The 14408-nt window shown below is 44.3% G+C and carries 20 protein-coding genes; all 20 read left to right on the top strand.

Features of this window, described 5'->3' with window-relative positions; translation table 11 throughout:
- The first annotated feature begins 89 nt into the window (after nucleotides 1-89).
- From PVK71_RS11600 to PVK71_RS11505, 20 genes are read left to right on the top strand one after another with little or no spacing between them, the layout of a single operon-like run.
- Nucleotides 90-302 (top strand): HP1 family phage holin, encoded by a 213-nt coding sequence (locus tag PVK71_RS11600; RefSeq protein ID WP_274418885.1) that lies wholly within the window; start codon nucleotides 90-92, stop codon nucleotides 300-302.
- Nucleotides 283-810, top strand: coding sequence for a lysozyme (locus tag PVK71_RS11595; RefSeq protein WP_274418886.1), 528 nt, complete (start codon nucleotides 283-285; stop codon nucleotides 808-810). Before PVK71_RS11600 ends, PVK71_RS11595 begins: the two co-directional genes overlap by 20 nt.
- A 1-nt stretch (nucleotide 811) precedes the next feature.
- Complete coding sequence (locus PVK71_RS11590; RefSeq protein ID WP_274418887.1) at nucleotides 812-1180, top strand: hypothetical protein; 369 nt, start codon at nucleotides 812-814, stop codon at nucleotides 1178-1180.
- Nucleotides 1170-1373 carry an Rz1-like lysis system protein LysC gene (lysC, locus tag PVK71_RS11585; RefSeq protein WP_274418888.1) on the top strand — a complete coding sequence of 68 codons (204 nt, stop codon included), beginning with the start codon at nucleotides 1170-1172 and terminating at the stop codon, nucleotides 1371-1373. Before PVK71_RS11590 ends, lysC begins: the two co-directional genes overlap by 11 nt.
- 6 nt (nucleotides 1374-1379) lie before the next feature.
- Entirely contained in the window at nucleotides 1380-1856 is a 477-nt protein-coding gene (locus PVK71_RS11580) for a DUF1441 family protein (protein ID WP_023603419.1), read from the top strand.
- A complete protein-coding gene (locus tag PVK71_RS11575) occupies nucleotides 1831-3918 on the top strand; it encodes a terminase gpA endonuclease subunit (protein WP_274418890.1) in 2088 nt (695 codons plus the stop codon). The genes PVK71_RS11580 and PVK71_RS11575 overlap by 26 nt, the downstream gene beginning before the upstream one ends.
- Entirely contained in the window at nucleotides 3915-4133 is a 219-nt protein-coding gene (locus tag PVK71_RS11570; RefSeq protein WP_274418891.1) for a hypothetical protein, read from the top strand. Before PVK71_RS11575 ends, PVK71_RS11570 begins: the two co-directional genes overlap by 4 nt.
- Nucleotides 4126-5604 (top strand): phage portal protein, encoded by a 1479-nt coding sequence (locus PVK71_RS11565; RefSeq protein ID WP_274418892.1) that lies wholly within the window; start codon nucleotides 4126-4128, stop codon nucleotides 5602-5604. The genes PVK71_RS11570 and PVK71_RS11565 overlap by 8 nt, the downstream gene beginning before the upstream one ends.
- Nucleotides 5582-7570 (top strand): ClpP-like prohead protease/major capsid protein fusion protein, encoded by a 1989-nt coding sequence (locus PVK71_RS11560; protein WP_274418893.1) that lies wholly within the window; start codon nucleotides 5582-5584, stop codon nucleotides 7568-7570. Before PVK71_RS11565 ends, PVK71_RS11560 begins: the two co-directional genes overlap by 23 nt.
- A gap of 56 nt (nucleotides 7571-7626) precedes the next feature.
- Nucleotides 7627-7962 (top strand): hypothetical protein, encoded by a 336-nt coding sequence (locus tag PVK71_RS11555; RefSeq protein WP_274418894.1) that lies wholly within the window; start codon nucleotides 7627-7629, stop codon nucleotides 7960-7962.
- Nucleotides 7963-7974: 12 nt separating this feature from the next.
- Nucleotides 7975-8277: a hypothetical protein gene (locus tag PVK71_RS11550; RefSeq protein WP_274418895.1), complete on the top strand. Its 303-nt coding sequence runs from the start codon at nucleotides 7975-7977 to the stop codon at nucleotides 8275-8277.
- A 1-nt stretch (nucleotide 8278) separates the two neighbouring features.
- Complete coding sequence (locus PVK71_RS11545; protein WP_274418896.1) at nucleotides 8279-8806, top strand: hypothetical protein; 528 nt, start codon at nucleotides 8279-8281, stop codon at nucleotides 8804-8806.
- Complete coding sequence (locus tag PVK71_RS11540; RefSeq protein WP_274418897.1) at nucleotides 8769-9260, top strand: hypothetical protein; 492 nt, start codon at nucleotides 8769-8771, stop codon at nucleotides 9258-9260. The genes PVK71_RS11545 and PVK71_RS11540 overlap by 38 nt, the downstream gene beginning before the upstream one ends.
- Nucleotides 9241-9867: a baseplate assembly protein gene (locus tag PVK71_RS11535; protein ID WP_274418898.1), complete on the top strand. Its 627-nt coding sequence runs from the start codon at nucleotides 9241-9243 to the stop codon at nucleotides 9865-9867. Before PVK71_RS11540 ends, PVK71_RS11535 begins: the two co-directional genes overlap by 20 nt.
- Nucleotides 9867-10538, top strand: coding sequence for a DUF7217 family protein (locus tag PVK71_RS11530; RefSeq protein ID WP_274418899.1), 672 nt, complete (start codon nucleotides 9867-9869; stop codon nucleotides 10536-10538). Before PVK71_RS11535 ends, PVK71_RS11530 begins: the two co-directional genes overlap by 1 nt.
- On the top strand, nucleotides 10535-10867 hold the full coding sequence (locus PVK71_RS11525) for a phage baseplate protein (RefSeq protein WP_274418900.1): 333 nt from the start codon (nucleotides 10535-10537) through the stop codon (nucleotides 10865-10867). The genes PVK71_RS11530 and PVK71_RS11525 overlap by 4 nt, the downstream gene beginning before the upstream one ends.
- On the top strand, nucleotides 10864-11841 hold the full coding sequence (locus PVK71_RS11520; protein ID WP_274418901.1) for a baseplate J/gp47 family protein: 978 nt from the start codon (nucleotides 10864-10866) through the stop codon (nucleotides 11839-11841). Before PVK71_RS11525 ends, PVK71_RS11520 begins: the two co-directional genes overlap by 4 nt.
- Complete coding sequence (locus tag PVK71_RS11515; protein ID WP_274418903.1) at nucleotides 11825-12355, top strand: phage tail protein; 531 nt, start codon at nucleotides 11825-11827, stop codon at nucleotides 12353-12355. The genes PVK71_RS11520 and PVK71_RS11515 overlap by 17 nt, the downstream gene beginning before the upstream one ends.
- A complete protein-coding gene (locus PVK71_RS11510; protein WP_274418904.1) occupies nucleotides 12352-13923 on the top strand; it encodes a tail fiber protein in 1572 nt (523 codons plus the stop codon). Before PVK71_RS11515 ends, PVK71_RS11510 begins: the two co-directional genes overlap by 4 nt.
- Before the next feature lie 10 nt (nucleotides 13924-13933).
- A complete protein-coding gene (locus PVK71_RS11505) occupies nucleotides 13934-14380 on the top strand; it encodes a hypothetical protein (protein ID WP_274418906.1) in 447 nt (148 codons plus the stop codon).
- Nucleotides 14381-14408 lie beyond the last annotated feature (28 nt).

Raw genomic sequence — 14408 nt, 5'->3', positions numbered from 1 at the left:
AAACCTCGCCCATCCGGCGGGGTTTTTTTATACCTGCAATTTATGACGTTTACTGGCACCTTTCGGGGTGCTTTTTTTATGGGTGAAATATGCAAGAAAAGATAAGTTCTTTATCCGCGTATGTCTCTGGTTGTGCTTTTGCTTTGTTTGGTGCGTATTCATTGCAAGATTGGATGAGCATCATTGGCGGGGTATGTGTCGTGTTTACCGCTTTAGTGAATCGTTACTACAAAAAGAAAATGCTCGAAGAAATTCGCAAACGTCCCATCAGCGAGAAATTATATGAAGAGATTAGCGACTAAAGCCATTTGTTCAGTGGGCGTCATACTGGGCGTTGTCTTTGGCATTGACTCCAATTTGGCGACCAGCGAACAAGGTTTATCGCATATCGCAAATTTGGAGGGCTGCCGAACACAGGCCTACCAATGCAGTGCCAATGTATGGACTGTCGGGGTAGGCCACACCAAATCAGTAAACCCCAATACTGAACTTTCAAACCAAGATATTGCGATCCATTTTGTAAACGACATTTCCTCTGCAGAAACCATTGTAAACAACGCGCTCAGTGTTGATGTTACCCAAGCTCAATACGATGTGATGGTGAGCTTTGTGTTTAACCTTGGTGCTGACAACTTCCAACGTTCAACACTGCTTAAAAAATTCAATCAAAACGACATCACCGGCGCGTGCAACGAGTTGCTTCGTTGGGTGTATGTCGATGGCAAAGATTGTCGAGTAAAAGAAAGCAATTGCGCTGGCATCGTCAAGCGTCGTCACATAGAACAACAAGCGTGTTTAAACGGGTGGTGATATGGCATTTTCAATCAAGAACGTGGCGTTGTATTTGTCTTCTGGCTTATTACTCGCTTGTGGGCTTTCTATTGCTTACTTATTTGATGTGATCGAGAGCCAAGCGATCCACAACGGCAAGCTTGAAAACAAGTTGCTAGATACAGCAACCAAGAATCTGTCGTTGGCCTTAACCATTAGTGACTTAAACCAAGAAATCAAACAAGCTCAAATGGCCGCTGATGCATTGGCGCTTGAGCATTCCAAACAAAAACAACAAACCATCCAAACGATAACCGTGATTAAAGAGGTGATTAAGCATGAAACTTGTCGTGATGTGCCTATCCCTAATGCTGATAAGTGGCTGTACTACCAAACAGGTGGTAACTGAGTATCAAGACCGTTTGATTGTTCCGCCATCCGCTTATCTTGTTCAATGCCAAATTCCATTTACATCACCACCTAAAACTTACGGTGAAGCGGTATTACGTGATCCTGTTTGGTTAGAAGCGTGGCGCTTGTGTGCGAATCAAATTCAGCATTTACGCCGCTTTTATGGATACGGTGAGGACTCGACTCAGTGAGGCTTTATGAATAATGAAAAACGTCTGTGGAATCTCTCTGAGCTTGAAGGGTTTAATTATCATCGTTCAACCATACGCAAGAAACTAAAACAAGCCGGTATCGAGCCCATCGCCAATAAAGGCAATACGCCACTGTATGACATCATTCAAGTGGCTCCGTATTTATGCAAAGCCCCAATGAAAGAAACCGATGCACCTGATCTAATGGGGTTTAAAACCGCCGCTGAGCTTCGTGCGTTTGTTCAGGCTGAGCGTGAAAAGCTAAGTCTACAACAAGACGCTTTGCAATTAGTGGCAACCCCTGAGATGGAAAGTCAGTTGGGTTTGGTGATTGCTTCAATGAAAACCTTTGCGGTTAACGCCATTACACGGATTGAAACCGCCATCCCTAACGCTCAGCCTGAAGAGTTAGAGCTGTTAGAAGATTTGTTTAATAAAGACTTAAAGCAGGTGTGTGATGAAGTTTCCTCCGTTCCATCCTAAATTAGGTGTGGTGTTCGCAGATGCCGAAGCAATAAGAAAGTCCCTAGCGTATCTTTGTTTACCAGCAGATAAAACGCCCGTTGAAGCGGCAGATCATGGGTTGTGGGTGTCAGATGGTATCGATATTACTAAATTCATGTCTTCTCAAGCGCCTTATATGCGTGAGCCCATGAATTGCTTGCCTCGTCGTATCTATGAAGCGGTGATTGTGGTTGGCCCTGCACGTTCGGGCAAAACCAAAGCCATGATTGAAGGGTGGGTGAATTATGCCATTACTCAAGCGCCAGGTGACATGTTGCTGATCTACAGTACCAAAACAAAAGCCAATGAAATGAGTAAGGTTGATTTGGCTCGCTGTTTTTCAGCGACTGAAGAGATTGCAAAGTTACGAACAGGGCGAAAGGCTGACGACAATATTGCTCATAAACGCTTTAAAAACGGCATGAATTTGAAGTTAGATTCCGCAACCGAAACCAGTTTATCTGCCGCAACGTATCGTTATGCCGGTTGCACCGATTATGATCGTGGAGACGATTCTGTTGGTGAAGAAGGTTCAAAGTTTCAGCTCATGTTAATGCGTGTTCAGAATGCCAAAAGCTCTGGCATGGCGATGGCTGAAAGCTCTCCTGGTCGTGTGGTTCGTATGCCAAAACGTGCTGAGGATTTAAAACCGCATGAAGCACAACCTTGTGGCGGTATTGCTGAGTTGTATAACCAAGGGGATAGACGTCGTTTTTATTGGTGCTGTCCTGATTGCGAAGCGTATTTTTTACCGCATTTTGAAGTGTTGAAATGGGAGCCGTTAGAGGATTTCCAAGAGGCGGCAAAAACGGCGTATGTTGAATGTCCGCGATGCAGTCATGTGATCACTGAAAATAAAAAACGAGCATTAAATCTGGATGGAAAATGGTTCCGTGAAGGGGAAGTGAACCAGTTTGGTGAAGTGGTTGCGGACGAAAACAAAATACGTAAATCCAAATGGGCAACGTTTTGGTTTGAAGGCATCATTGCAGCCTATGCGAGCTGGGATAAGTTGGTGTATCGTTTTTTAAATGCAGAGGAGCTATATAATAATTCTGGTGATGAAGAGTCACTGAAAAGTTTCATGAACGTCAATATTGGCCGTCCTTACATCATACAAGGCCGTGGCTTTGAGATTGGTGCTCATGAATTGATGGAGCGTGCCAGCAGTTACCCTCGAGGGATTATTCCTTATGGTGGGCGCTTCTTAATCATGTCTATCGATGTTCAAGGGGGTAAATCAAACCCTCGTTTCATTGTTCAAGCGCAAGTGTTTGGTGAAGGGCTGCAACGTTGGATCATTGATCGCTTTGAAATCGTCATGAACCCACATCGAAATGGTGATCGCATTAACCCCGCTATCTATGCCGAAGATTGGGATTTGTTGATTGACCAAGTCATCGCAAAAACCTATCCCTTGGCGGATGAGTCAGGGCGCAGCATGAAGCCTGTTTTAACCTTGTGTGATTCTGGCGGTTCGGGTGCTGAGAAAGACGGTAAAGCCACCAGTGTGACGGAGTTGTCTTATCAGTTCTTTAAGCGCTTAAAACACAAACGTCTTGAACACTTATTTCGATTAGTTAAAGGCTCAAGCCACAACCAAAAAGACTTGGTCAAAGAAAGCTTCCCTGATGAGCGAAGCCAACACGCTCACGGTGAAATTCCGTTATTGCTGCTCAACACCAACCGATTAAAAAACCGTGTCTCATCCAGCTATGAGCGTGAAGAGTTTGGGGCGCGTTTCTTTCATCTTCCTGCCTGGGCTGAACGTTCATGGTTTGATGAGCTGACCGCCGAATTTGTTAATGAAAAAGGGCTGTGGGAATGTCCACCCAAGGTGAGAAACGAATCCTTTGATTTATGTAACTACGCCGAAGCCGGTATGCATTACAAAGGCGGTGACAGTATCAATTGGGATAATCCACCGGCGTGGGCCGCCGAATGGCAATTTAACAGCAATGTGTGTGATTCAATCGAGCAGCATGAGTTTGTTCGTAAACCTAAACGTCGTTACAAACACTCAAAAGGAATTTACGGATGATAACAACACCAACAACCCAAGAGCGTTTGTCGTGGTATTACGACGCTGAGCGCAAGATATTAAAAGGCCAAGCGGTTGAAACGGCGGATGGGGAGAAGTTAACTCGAGCCAATTTAGCCCACGTTCGTGCTGAGATCTTGCGTCTTGAAGGGCAATTGAATCGCTCTCGGCAAGGTGGTCGTCGCTCCATGATACGGAGAAATTATCTTGAGTAATTTTATCGATAAAATAGTGGAATACTTTCACCCGAAATCTGGACTTCAACGGCAATACGACAGAAAGCTTCTTAACAAATACAACGCCTCACTCCCTAGTAATCCTCATACCAAGCGACCTAATAAGAAATCATCCGGCTCTGCTAATAGCGTCAATCGTGGCGCTAAAGCGGTGCGTGAGCGTGTTCGTCACATGGATGAAAACAATCCGTTAGTGACAGGTATTTTGGATGAGCTCTGCTCTAACGTCATTGGTCCTAATGGGATCATGATTGAACCACAACCACTCGATATGAAAGGAGAGGTACACACTGAGTTTGCTCAAGCCATCAGTAAATGGTTAGAGCTGTTTTCACTCAATCAAAACATCGATGCTGAGCATTCTCGAAGTGAAACCGAGTGGTTAGCGTGTCGAACTTGGCTGCGTGATGGTGAAGTGTTTGGTCGTTTATACATGGGTAAGCATAAAGATCTGTTATACCCAACCAATACACCGTTTGCCATTCAGCCGTTTGAGCCTGATTTTATTCCTCATCGAATTAATGAGCCTGAAAATGGCGTGTTAGAGGGGATTAAGCGCAACAAGTTAGGCCAAGCCATCAGCTATCTCATTCAACAAGACGCGCATGGGTTTGAGTTTGTCGAAATCGATGCGTTCTTTATGGTGCATTTGAAGTTCTCACGGCGGTTTCATCAAAACCGTGGCATTTCATTGCTTCACTCGATTGTCGATTTAATTGATGACATTGACGATTACGATCAATCCGAACGAGTCAGCGCACAAATTGCCAGTCGCTTTACCTACTTCATTAAACGTGAGGTGGGCGGTGATGAATCACTAGAGCGTGATGGTGACATGTTCCTTGGCATGGGTAATAGCTTTGAGCTTTCACCTGGTGAAGACGCTGGCATGGTGGAGAGTAACCGCAAAGAAGCGATGAGCTCGCCATTTCGTGATGCTCAACTTCGTTTAGCAAGCTCTGGTGCCGGTGTGAATAACTCAAGCGTAACCCGAGATTACAGCAACGGCAGTTATTCATCGCAGCGACAAGAGCTGGTCGATAGCTATTCACGTTATCGAGTGCTTCAACGTAAGTTCATTCTTAATTGGACCCGTCCTCAATACCGTCATGCGCTCAATATGGCAATCCTTTCTGGTGAAGTGAATGTGCCAAAAGGCGTGGATAAAACTTCCATTTTTAATGCGATTTACCAAGCACCGGTGATGCCGTGGATTGACCCAACAAGAGAAATGGCAGGAATTGAAAAAGGCACTCGCTTATCGCTGTTTTCATTAAGCCAGGCACAACGTGAGCGGAACATCAGCCCACTGGCAACGCGCCTTGAAGTGCAATCGGAGCGTAAGCAGCTCAATGAGATGAATATTGTCAGCACATCCGATCCTGCTCATAGCTTGATTTCATCTAACTCAAACAAAGAGGTTAATAATGCCAAAGGAAAGCAACGCTAAATCGTGGTTTACGTTAAAGAGCCAGGGTGACGCAGAGCCAGTGAAAGTCTGGATACACGGCGACATTGGGAGCTATGACATTGAGGCGATTGATTTAATTCGAGCGCTTCAATCGGTTGGCACTCAAGACGTCGTTTTTCATGTGAAAAGCTTTGGAGGCTCAGTCTATGAAGGCTTAGCCATGTTTAACGCCATTAAGGCACACAAAGGAAAAACCATAGGGGTTGTGGATGGACTCGCGGCGTCCATTGCGACGTATTTCTTGATGGCGTGTGATCATATTCAGATGCCAGAGAACGCCAGCTTTATGATCCACGACCCATCGATTGGGGCATGGGGAGGAGAGAAAGAACTTGAAAGCGCACTCACTCAGATTAAGAACGCCAAACAAACCATTGCGGATGCGTATGTTGAAAAGACAGGCCAATCAAATGAAGACATATTGGCGGCAATGGCAAAAGAAACGTGGTTTACCGCAGACGAAGCGCTCGCGTTTGGCTTGGTGGACGAAGTCATTGACCCCGTTAATTTAACCAACTGCTTTGATGGCATTAAAAAAGAAGCATTGAGCGCGTTTAAACATACGCCAGATGCACTGTTAAACGCCATATCAGCGGAGCCAAAACCAAACGCTGAGCCGTTATCTAATTCAATTCCACCCTCTACCCAAGAGCCCAAACAGGTAAGTACTATGCCAAAACCAAATGAAGATCTGCAAAATGCAGTAAAGAAAGAAAACCAACGCCAAGCGGCCATTCGTGGGCTGTGCGCTCAACATAAAGTGAAAGACGAATTACTCAATTCAATGCTTAATGACATGGAGTGTGATGAAGCCAATGCAGCGGCTCAGATCCTTGCTGCCATTGGTCAACAAAGTGCGACTGGCAAAGAAACCCCAACGCCTTCAAATCTAACACCAACCCACATTCATGCAGGTAATGGCAATCACATCAAAGCGGAATTACAAAACGCCTTAAATGCGCGTTTAGGCACTGAAACGGTTGAGAAGGATAACTCATTCTCAAGTGATTCATTGCTTAACATGGCAAAAGCGTCATTAGGTAATGAAGGTAAAGGGCTAAGTAAGCAAGATTTGGTGGCCCGAGCGTTTAATACCAGTGATTTCTCTGAGATTTTAACCGAAGGGGTAAGAACGGTTATTCGTGATGAAGTGAAGGTAAAAGCGCCGTTGTGGCGTCAATTTGCAAGTACTGAGCATTTACCTAACTTTAAAGAAACCGAACTTATCACCATCAATGATGCACCTGATCTAATGGGTATTCAGGAAGATGGTGAATACAAACAAGCCCTAATCAAAGGAACCGGCGAGAAAATTCAACTGGCAACCTTTGGTCGTGAGTTCCGCATTACTCGCCAAGCCATCATCAATGATGAAATTGCCTTGCTGAGTAAAATTCCGCGTAAGTTCTTCCAATCAGGCCGTCGTTTATCCGATAAGTTGATCTTCAATGCCATCCTTGCAGGAAAGATGAGTGATGGTGACTCCGTGTTTTATGGTGCTAACAATCAAACGGGGATCACCGCAGGGGATTATCAAGCGCTTATTCTTGCGATGCACAAAGCCCTGGCAACAACAGAAACCAGTGGCGGTGATGTTTTAGATTTAGAAAGCCAATTCATTCTGGCAAGTCACGATCATGCGCCAATGATTGAAGCGGTATTGGCAACGGCCAGTAAGCCGGATGCATTTAACCCTGCGTTCAATAAGTTCAAAGAAGTGATCAGTACCGGTCGCATGAAGGAGGTGAATGGTGCGATTGGTTTAACCACCAAAGACTTTGAAGCGGTAGTGATGGGCTTCTTGGATGGTCAAGAAGAACCATGGTTGGAGACGGGTGATGGCTTTACCTCTGATGGTGCCAAGATGCGTATCACCTATGACATTGTGGCGAAGGTGACTGATCGCCGTGGTTTATGTAAAGGCACATTTGCAGCGACTAAGTAAGGTTGTTGTGTTCATTTATAGGCGCTTTCGGGCTCCTTTTTTTATAGGTAATGATTATGCATTTATGTGATGGAAACAAACTCAGTATTGCGGCTCCTGCAGGTGGTTTTGTAAAAGATGAGCCGTGTTTAGTGGGGGCTTTGCTTGTTGTTCCAAGCTTTAGCGCCAAAGAAGGGGTTGTGGTGAGCTGCATGATCCGCGGTTTATTCGATGGTCCGATTAAAGCCGGTGATAATCCGATGTTTGATTGCTCACCTGCGTATTTTGATGGTGTTGAGTTTACAAAAACGCTGCCAACGGAAGTGGACGCAGTCATTCAACCAATTGGTGTGTTCGTCGATGGTGGTGTGCTGTTAACGGGTGGCTTAATCACTGAGATTAAAACGGCGTAATAAGGGGCGGTAATGTCTGATTTTGATGAAAACAGAGCGGATGCTTATGAAGCCATTTTAGAGGCTATGGGGGATGAGAAAACGGTGATCTCTCCGAGTGAAGAAAGCTCAGTCATTACCGCTTATGTTAAGGCTCGCCAAAAAGACGGATTGCAGCGTTTAGCGATGATCACCGATAGCAAAATAGAGGAGCAATCCACTGTGGAGCATAAAGGCAAAACCTATCGTGTGAGTTTTCAACGTGGCTGTAATGGGATGTTTGAATACGCGTTGATGATGGAAAGTGCATCAACACGTCGAGATTGGGCAAAATAATATGCTGAGTGTTGATACGGCTTGGCTCAAGGAGTTGGCCTATCTTCCTGAGCATATAGAGCAAGCGGCCATGAAGGCGGCACGACGAACTAACCAATGGCTAAAGGTGAAAACTAAAGCGGAGATGAAAACGGAATTAAAACTGAAAACGTTTAATGATCGTTTAAAGCCATTTAATCGGGTGAAGAGCCGCAATTACATCGGCAAGCTTTGGATTGGTACCAATGATTTGGCGGCTCATCGTTTTGGTGAGCCTATCCAATTGGGTGGTTCAGTGGTTCGTGTGGGGAATAACGAATATGACAACGCCTTTGTTCGTTACCTTGGCAATGGTCGAACGCCTGTGGTTTTCGAGCGGTACGCGCCTCATTCTGGCAGTGCGAAAGCAAGACGCCAAATACGTGCGGTTACAGAGCCCATTGATAAAGAAACGGCAGACATCATTGCCACATTAACCCCTCAAGTGGATGCCCAATTTAGGACGTTTTTTGATGAAGAGATCCTATCAATTACTGCGAAATCCGTCTGATTATGTCAAGGCGGTGATTGACCATTTAGAAACGACATTAGCGCTTGACATTACTAGCTCATACAAACGGATGGCAAGCAGTCCTGAAACGGTTGAGATCACTTATCGATGTGGTCAATCTAAAATAATGAAAGAAGACACCAACGATGGCAGAGAAAAGCACAGCATTGAGCTGATTTTTTCCATTACGGTGAACACCTCCAATGAGGGCTTTGATTTAGAAGCCTTGGATGCCTCGTCACGTATCGAGCGAGAATTTCAGAACAGTTATTTTGGTTTGGGTGACTCGGTTGAATTACCAGATTATATCGTTAATGAGCCTCAAATTATTGATGATGAGCATGGGTATCTTATTCGAGCGGTCACGGTGAGACAGTCGGTGTCGATTGGTGAAGTGGATGAGGAGTACTTTGAAATGATGCCTGGTGGTGTTTATGTTTCAGACAATAATTAATCGGATCTTATCTTTAGAAAATAAAGTGCTTGAACAAGGGGATGAACTTGAAGAATTACGAGGCAATCTGGCCAATCTCATTCGTCTTGCTGTGGTTGAAAAGGCCAGTAAAACCACCGTCGATATAAAAACGGGTGACAACGACGTGAAAGGCGTACCGTTCTTTGTCTTTTGCAGCGGTAAGGTGAGCCATTATCGTCGTCCTTCAGTCGGTGAATTGTGTTTATTGATTAACCTTGGCTCTGGCACTAATTTGAATAATGCCGTGGCTTTAATGGGATTACCTTCTAGTCAATACCCAGTACCAACCACTAAGGAAAATGAAGTGATGGTGGATTATGGCAATGGCATGACGGAGCTTTATGACATCGAGAGCCGAAAGCTTGTGGCCAAGTACCCAGGTGGTTATGAAATCCATGCGGACAGTAAACAGATTGGTGATCTACAAATTGAAGGGGACACCAAACAAAAAGGCAATATTGAAGCAACCAAAGAGATCTCTGATGGCGTTCGCAGTATGTCTGAAGATAGAAACCTCTTTAATGCACATGATCATATCAGCTCTAAACCCGGTGATCCATCCATGCCCCCAGGAGTAAATCAATAATGACACTTAATCTTAATATCTATCAGCACATCATGAACAATGGACTGACTATTTCAAATCCGGCGGTGAATGCTGGGCGTGAAACCAGTAACCAATTAATGGCGTTAGAAATGGCGTTAAATAATCCGGCATTAGATTTACTTGGCATTGATTTAACGGTGCTGACTTCGGCTAGAGACAGCATTGCAAGCACTAATACCAATATTATAGGCAGTGTAAACGCCATGGCGACCACAGCCGATAATGCCATTCAAATGAGTTCGATGGCGCAGCAAGTGAACCGATTGGATGCGATGAGCAGTGGTATTTCTAGCAGTTGTTCAAATACCACTGAATTATTTGGGTCAATCCAAGGTGAAAATGATGCGGCCTTTGCGATTGTGTATGAGTCAGCCAGAGCCTTAGTTCAAGGCATTATTGATGTAATGGGTGGGCTTATTGCACTTGATGAGTTTGAAACCTTATTAACAACGTTGAGTGATTATATGTCAGTGGCTGATGGTGAGATCTCGTCCTTGCTCAGTAAGGAAGCGGCGAAAGTATTAGAGATAAAGAACAAAATCACCTCGTCGGCCATCGCGCAAACCATTGCCATGCTTTGGGATAACCCTTGTTCAAAAGCGGTGATGAACGACGTGTTACCCGATGAGATAAAAAGGCTTTTACCATGATAGGGATTGACCCAAAGACAGGCAAAACAGTGACAGGATTTGAAGCGCTTAAACGGCGCTTCAGTCGTATTTTAACCACAGAAATTTCAAGCCGAGTGAAACGACGAAAGGTGGGAAATCCAGCGTTACGTTGTCTCGGTAAGCTGCAAACGCCACAAACTACGTTAATCATTCAAAACCTTACGTTATCGGCCTTTACTGAGCATCAAAACGGGTTGTCTGAGTTTAAAGCCACTCAATGTGTCGCCCAACCAACCTCGACGGGGTATTCCATTAAAGTGATTGGCAAGTGGAAAGGCAATCAACTCAAACTTGAAGGTGAATTATGACCATCCCTAATGCGTTTAAAGAGCCATCGTTTGAAGCCTTGTTTGATGATTATGTGGCCTTTGCGGTTAATTACGTTCAAGAGTCGAACCCAGAAATGGCGGTTCAACTTGAAGAGGCGTTTCGTAATGAAGCGGAAACCTTAGCGCAAGTGACGCAAGCCTTCATGCTAAAGCGATTAGCTGAAATTCGTGAGCAGAACTATTGGGCTCTGCAGATGTTCAGAAAGTTTGTGACTGAAACCGATATGGTGGACTTGTTAGCGGCGCAATATCAGCTTAAACGCCAAGTACTCATCCCTGAAAACATCAATGTTTTCCCACCTAAAGCGGCGGTGATGGAGAGTAATGACAGTTTATTGCAGCGCTTTGACTTAGCGCCGTACATGTTTCACACCACTGGTACTCGCGCCGGTTATCGTTTTCATGCACTGACTTTGGATGAACGGCCAACCATGACGGTCAGCTCAGAGCCTGATGCGGTAGTGATGCGCTTTGAGTTTCCAAAAGAGAGTCAACCGGCACTGGTTAAAGATGCCAGAGCCAAAATGCTGGTACCAAACAGCGGTCAAGTTCAGGTGGCGTTGGTCAGTCGTGAAAATCCAGATGGAACGGCAAGCCCTGAATTGATTAAACGCGCTAGAGATTATTTAAATCGTGATGACATTGCCCAAGAAACGGATGACCTCACAGTGAAAAGCTGTGTGCCAAAACCCTATGTAATTGAAGCGACGTTATTCACAGGAGGTGATCCAGTCAATGATATTTCAAAAGAAGAAGCCCAAAGCGCAGCATTACATTTTGCGGATAAAAGCCAGTTACTTGAAGGGCGAGTGGAGCGGCTTGAACTTGGCCATGTGTTTTATTCATTAGGGGCAAAGCGTGTCGAGATAACCAAACCCTCTGTGGATATTTTTTGTTTATGGGATGAAGCGCCGCACTGCACAGAGGTGATCATTAATGTTAAAGCCCAATGAGTTTGTGTCGGTTCAACCTGAGAATCGAACCTTGATTGAAGAGGGATTAGAGTTTGCCTGGCATAGTTTATTAAGTGCATCAGAAAACCCTTATCCAGAATTGAAGCAACCCCTTTTAACTTCTGATGAATTTGTGTCGTTACTTGCCTCTGAGCGTGGCGTATTGGATTGGCAACCCAATGACACCATGAAGCAACGGCGAGAAACCACAGAGCAATCCTTTACTATTCATCGAAAAGCAGGAACACGCTTTGGTTTATCTCAAGCCTTGAGTGTGTTGAACATTACCACAGAAATAAAAAAGGGGGCATTGGCGTATTCGCTAAAAATTGATGGGATTTTATCAGACTTACCTATTGATAAAGAAACGACCACACGAGTTGGTTCACGAATAGATAACTACAAATCAGAGCGTGACACGGTGGAGATTGCCCTTATTCGCTCTGCTGATTCACACGCCTTTATCGGCTCAACCATTCAAACTGGGGTTGTTATAGAAATAGGTGCCGCATGAGTACAGAATATTTAAATTACATTACGTTGGCAGGGCTTGATGAAGAAGCACTGGCCAAAGAAGAAGGCCGTAAGGTTACGATTAAAAAAGTCGTTATTGGGCTTGGATTGTTGTCTGATACTAAACAACCACAACACCAAGCGGCGTTATTACAATCTAAAGCGGAAGCGGTTTGTTTTGTCAAAGCGATAGATACTGAGCGTGGTTTTTATCGTGTTGAAGCAGATATACCTATTCCTGATACGGGTTACCACTATTTTGAAATTGGCACTTTGACTGATACTGGCGTTCTTTATTCATACGCACGCTCACGTGGTGATTATGTTGCTGGAAAGGTAGATTCAGATGGGAAACTCACCCGAATTAGACTGAACTTTAGAACGAATAATTCAGAGTTAATGACTATTACCCAAGATGATTCAGTGCTCTATACACCGATTACGGATTTTGACGCGCACGTTGTTGAGTTTAATGCGCATTGCGAGGCAGATAATCCACACCCTCAGTACCTTCATAACGATGAGCACGCAACAAAAGTCCAAGCGGAGGAAATGACATCAACGGCGGTTTGGATTTCGGCACTTCGTTGGAAAGAGGCTTTTTTGTCTCGGTTATCTCACTCGTTTACTAGAGCAAGAGCTGGTTATGCCGTGAGTGAAAAAGCGCTTAGTAATGGGTTAGAAACAAAAGCAAACTCGTCACATAAACACGATGCCAGTGATGTGAACTCAGGTATTTTAGCCATCGAGCGATTACCTAATGCGAGTACGGAAGCCAAAGGGGCGGTGCAGTTAAATGATACGGTGACATCAACCTCAACAACACAAGCATTAACCGCAAATAAAGGGACAACGATTTGGGATAGAGCAAATGATGCATTCAGGGTTGCTCGTAGTAAATGGACTTATGTTGAAGCCAGTTTAACCGCGTATGGAGCAACTAAACTATCCAGTGCTATTAACTCAACCAGTCAATCATTAGCGGCAACATCAAAGGCGGTGAAGTTAGTCGCCGATATTGCAAACAGTAAGGTAACGAAAGAGCAGGGGGATAGTTGGTATTGGAAGCGTGATGAAACAGTAACAAACTCATCGCGCTTAAATAATAAAATTAATACAACAATGGCAACATCAAACACGATTGCCACAAGGGACTCTTCAGGTGATATATCTGCTCGATTATTTCGTTCTAATTATGCCAATGAGCGCACAATCAGTGGCGGTTTAGCTTTCCGTAACAGTACATCTGATAACTACATCCGGTTTTGTAATAACCTCACAGAGATCAGAGAATGGTTGAGTGTTTTTAGTAAAGCGGATGGTGATAGACGTTATGTATTAAAGTCTTCAATAGGAGGGGTGGAGACTTATGTTATGGCTCGTACTCTGGGCGAACGGACGTATTTTGGGGAGATACAGCAGGGGTCTGGGTTAGTACCGACTAATGCATGGGGTTATGATAATGGTGGCACGTTGCAAGGTACTTGGCAATGCATGGGCGTCACTTCAGACCTTCTAACAAACGATAACTATTCTCCCCAAACCACCCTTTGGTTACGAATTTCATAGGAGAAAACACATGTTCACGGTATTGCAAGTAAAAAACCCAGTATGGATTAACGAAGACAACACGGTACTTAATTTAGAAGTGCTGTTTGAAGAGTTAAAAGACTTAGATTTTATCCCTCATTCTACCCAAGATAACGCTGACACGGAGCATGGTCAAACTTTATGGAAGGAGGCAATGAAAGGCAGTTACGGTGAGATTAAACCTTATGAACCTTACGTTAAAACTGAAGAAGATTTAGCAGAAGAAGCGAGAATGTTCTTTGGATCAGAGAAAGTGGTTGCGCTTCGTATTGAAGAAGATTATCGCTTAGAACTCGCTGATATTTCAGATGAACAAATGCGAGAAGTAAAAGAATACATAAGAGCGATAAAGCCAAATACGGTTACTCGACGCATTCCGAACCGTCCAGAGATTATGAATCAATACTCACAATTAAACACAACGTTAGAAGAGTAGATTTATATTTTAATTCATTACCAACCCA

Origin of the sequence: Aliivibrio sp. S4MY1, from assembly GCF_028765545.1 — a bacterium.
In the GTDB taxonomy this organism is placed as follows: Bacteria; Pseudomonadota; Gammaproteobacteria; order Enterobacterales; family Vibrionaceae; genus Aliivibrio.
This window is presented reverse-complemented; position numbering and strand designations above follow the sequence as displayed.

Coding starts and splice junctions, on each gene's coding strand:
- PVK71_RS11525 (WP_274418900.1), top strand. CDS start 10,535: ATGATAGGGATTGACCCAAAGACAGGCAAAACAGTGACAGGATTTGAA.
- PVK71_RS11505 (WP_274418906.1), top strand. CDS start 13,934: ATGTTCACGGTATTGCAAGTAAAAAACCCAGTATGGATTAACGAAGAC.
- PVK71_RS11555 (WP_274418894.1), top strand. CDS start 7,627: ATGCATTTATGTGATGGAAACAAACTCAGTATTGCGGCTCCTGCAGGT.
- PVK71_RS11515 (WP_274418903.1), top strand. CDS start 11,825: ATGTTAAAGCCCAATGAGTTTGTGTCGGTTCAACCTGAGAATCGAACC.
- PVK71_RS11530 (WP_274418899.1), top strand. CDS start 9,867: ATGACACTTAATCTTAATATCTATCAGCACATCATGAACAATGGACTG.
- PVK71_RS11545 (WP_274418896.1), top strand. CDS start 8,279: ATGCTGAGTGTTGATACGGCTTGGCTCAAGGAGTTGGCCTATCTTCCT.
- PVK71_RS11595 (WP_274418886.1), top strand. CDS start 283: ATGAAGAGATTAGCGACTAAAGCCATTTGTTCAGTGGGCGTCATACTG.
- PVK71_RS11550 (WP_274418895.1), top strand. CDS start 7,975: ATGTCTGATTTTGATGAAAACAGAGCGGATGCTTATGAAGCCATTTTA.
- PVK71_RS11570 (WP_274418891.1), top strand. CDS start 3,915: ATGATAACAACACCAACAACCCAAGAGCGTTTGTCGTGGTATTACGAC.
- PVK71_RS11600 (WP_274418885.1), top strand. CDS start 90: ATGCAAGAAAAGATAAGTTCTTTATCCGCGTATGTCTCTGGTTGTGCT.
- PVK71_RS11560 (WP_274418893.1), top strand. CDS start 5,582: ATGCCAAAGGAAAGCAACGCTAAATCGTGGTTTACGTTAAAGAGCCAG.
- PVK71_RS11580 (WP_023603419.1), top strand. CDS start 1,380: ATGAATAATGAAAAACGTCTGTGGAATCTCTCTGAGCTTGAAGGGTTT.
- PVK71_RS11535 (WP_274418898.1), top strand. CDS start 9,241: ATGTTTCAGACAATAATTAATCGGATCTTATCTTTAGAAAATAAAGTG.
- PVK71_RS11590 (WP_274418887.1), top strand. CDS start 812: ATGGCATTTTCAATCAAGAACGTGGCGTTGTATTTGTCTTCTGGCTTA.
- PVK71_RS11520 (WP_274418901.1), top strand. CDS start 10,864: ATGACCATCCCTAATGCGTTTAAAGAGCCATCGTTTGAAGCCTTGTTT.
- PVK71_RS11540 (WP_274418897.1), top strand. CDS start 8,769: ATGAAGAGATCCTATCAATTACTGCGAAATCCGTCTGATTATGTCAAG.
- PVK71_RS11510 (WP_274418904.1), top strand. CDS start 12,352: ATGAGTACAGAATATTTAAATTACATTACGTTGGCAGGGCTTGATGAA.
- PVK71_RS11575 (WP_274418890.1), top strand. CDS start 1,831: ATGAAGTTTCCTCCGTTCCATCCTAAATTAGGTGTGGTGTTCGCAGAT.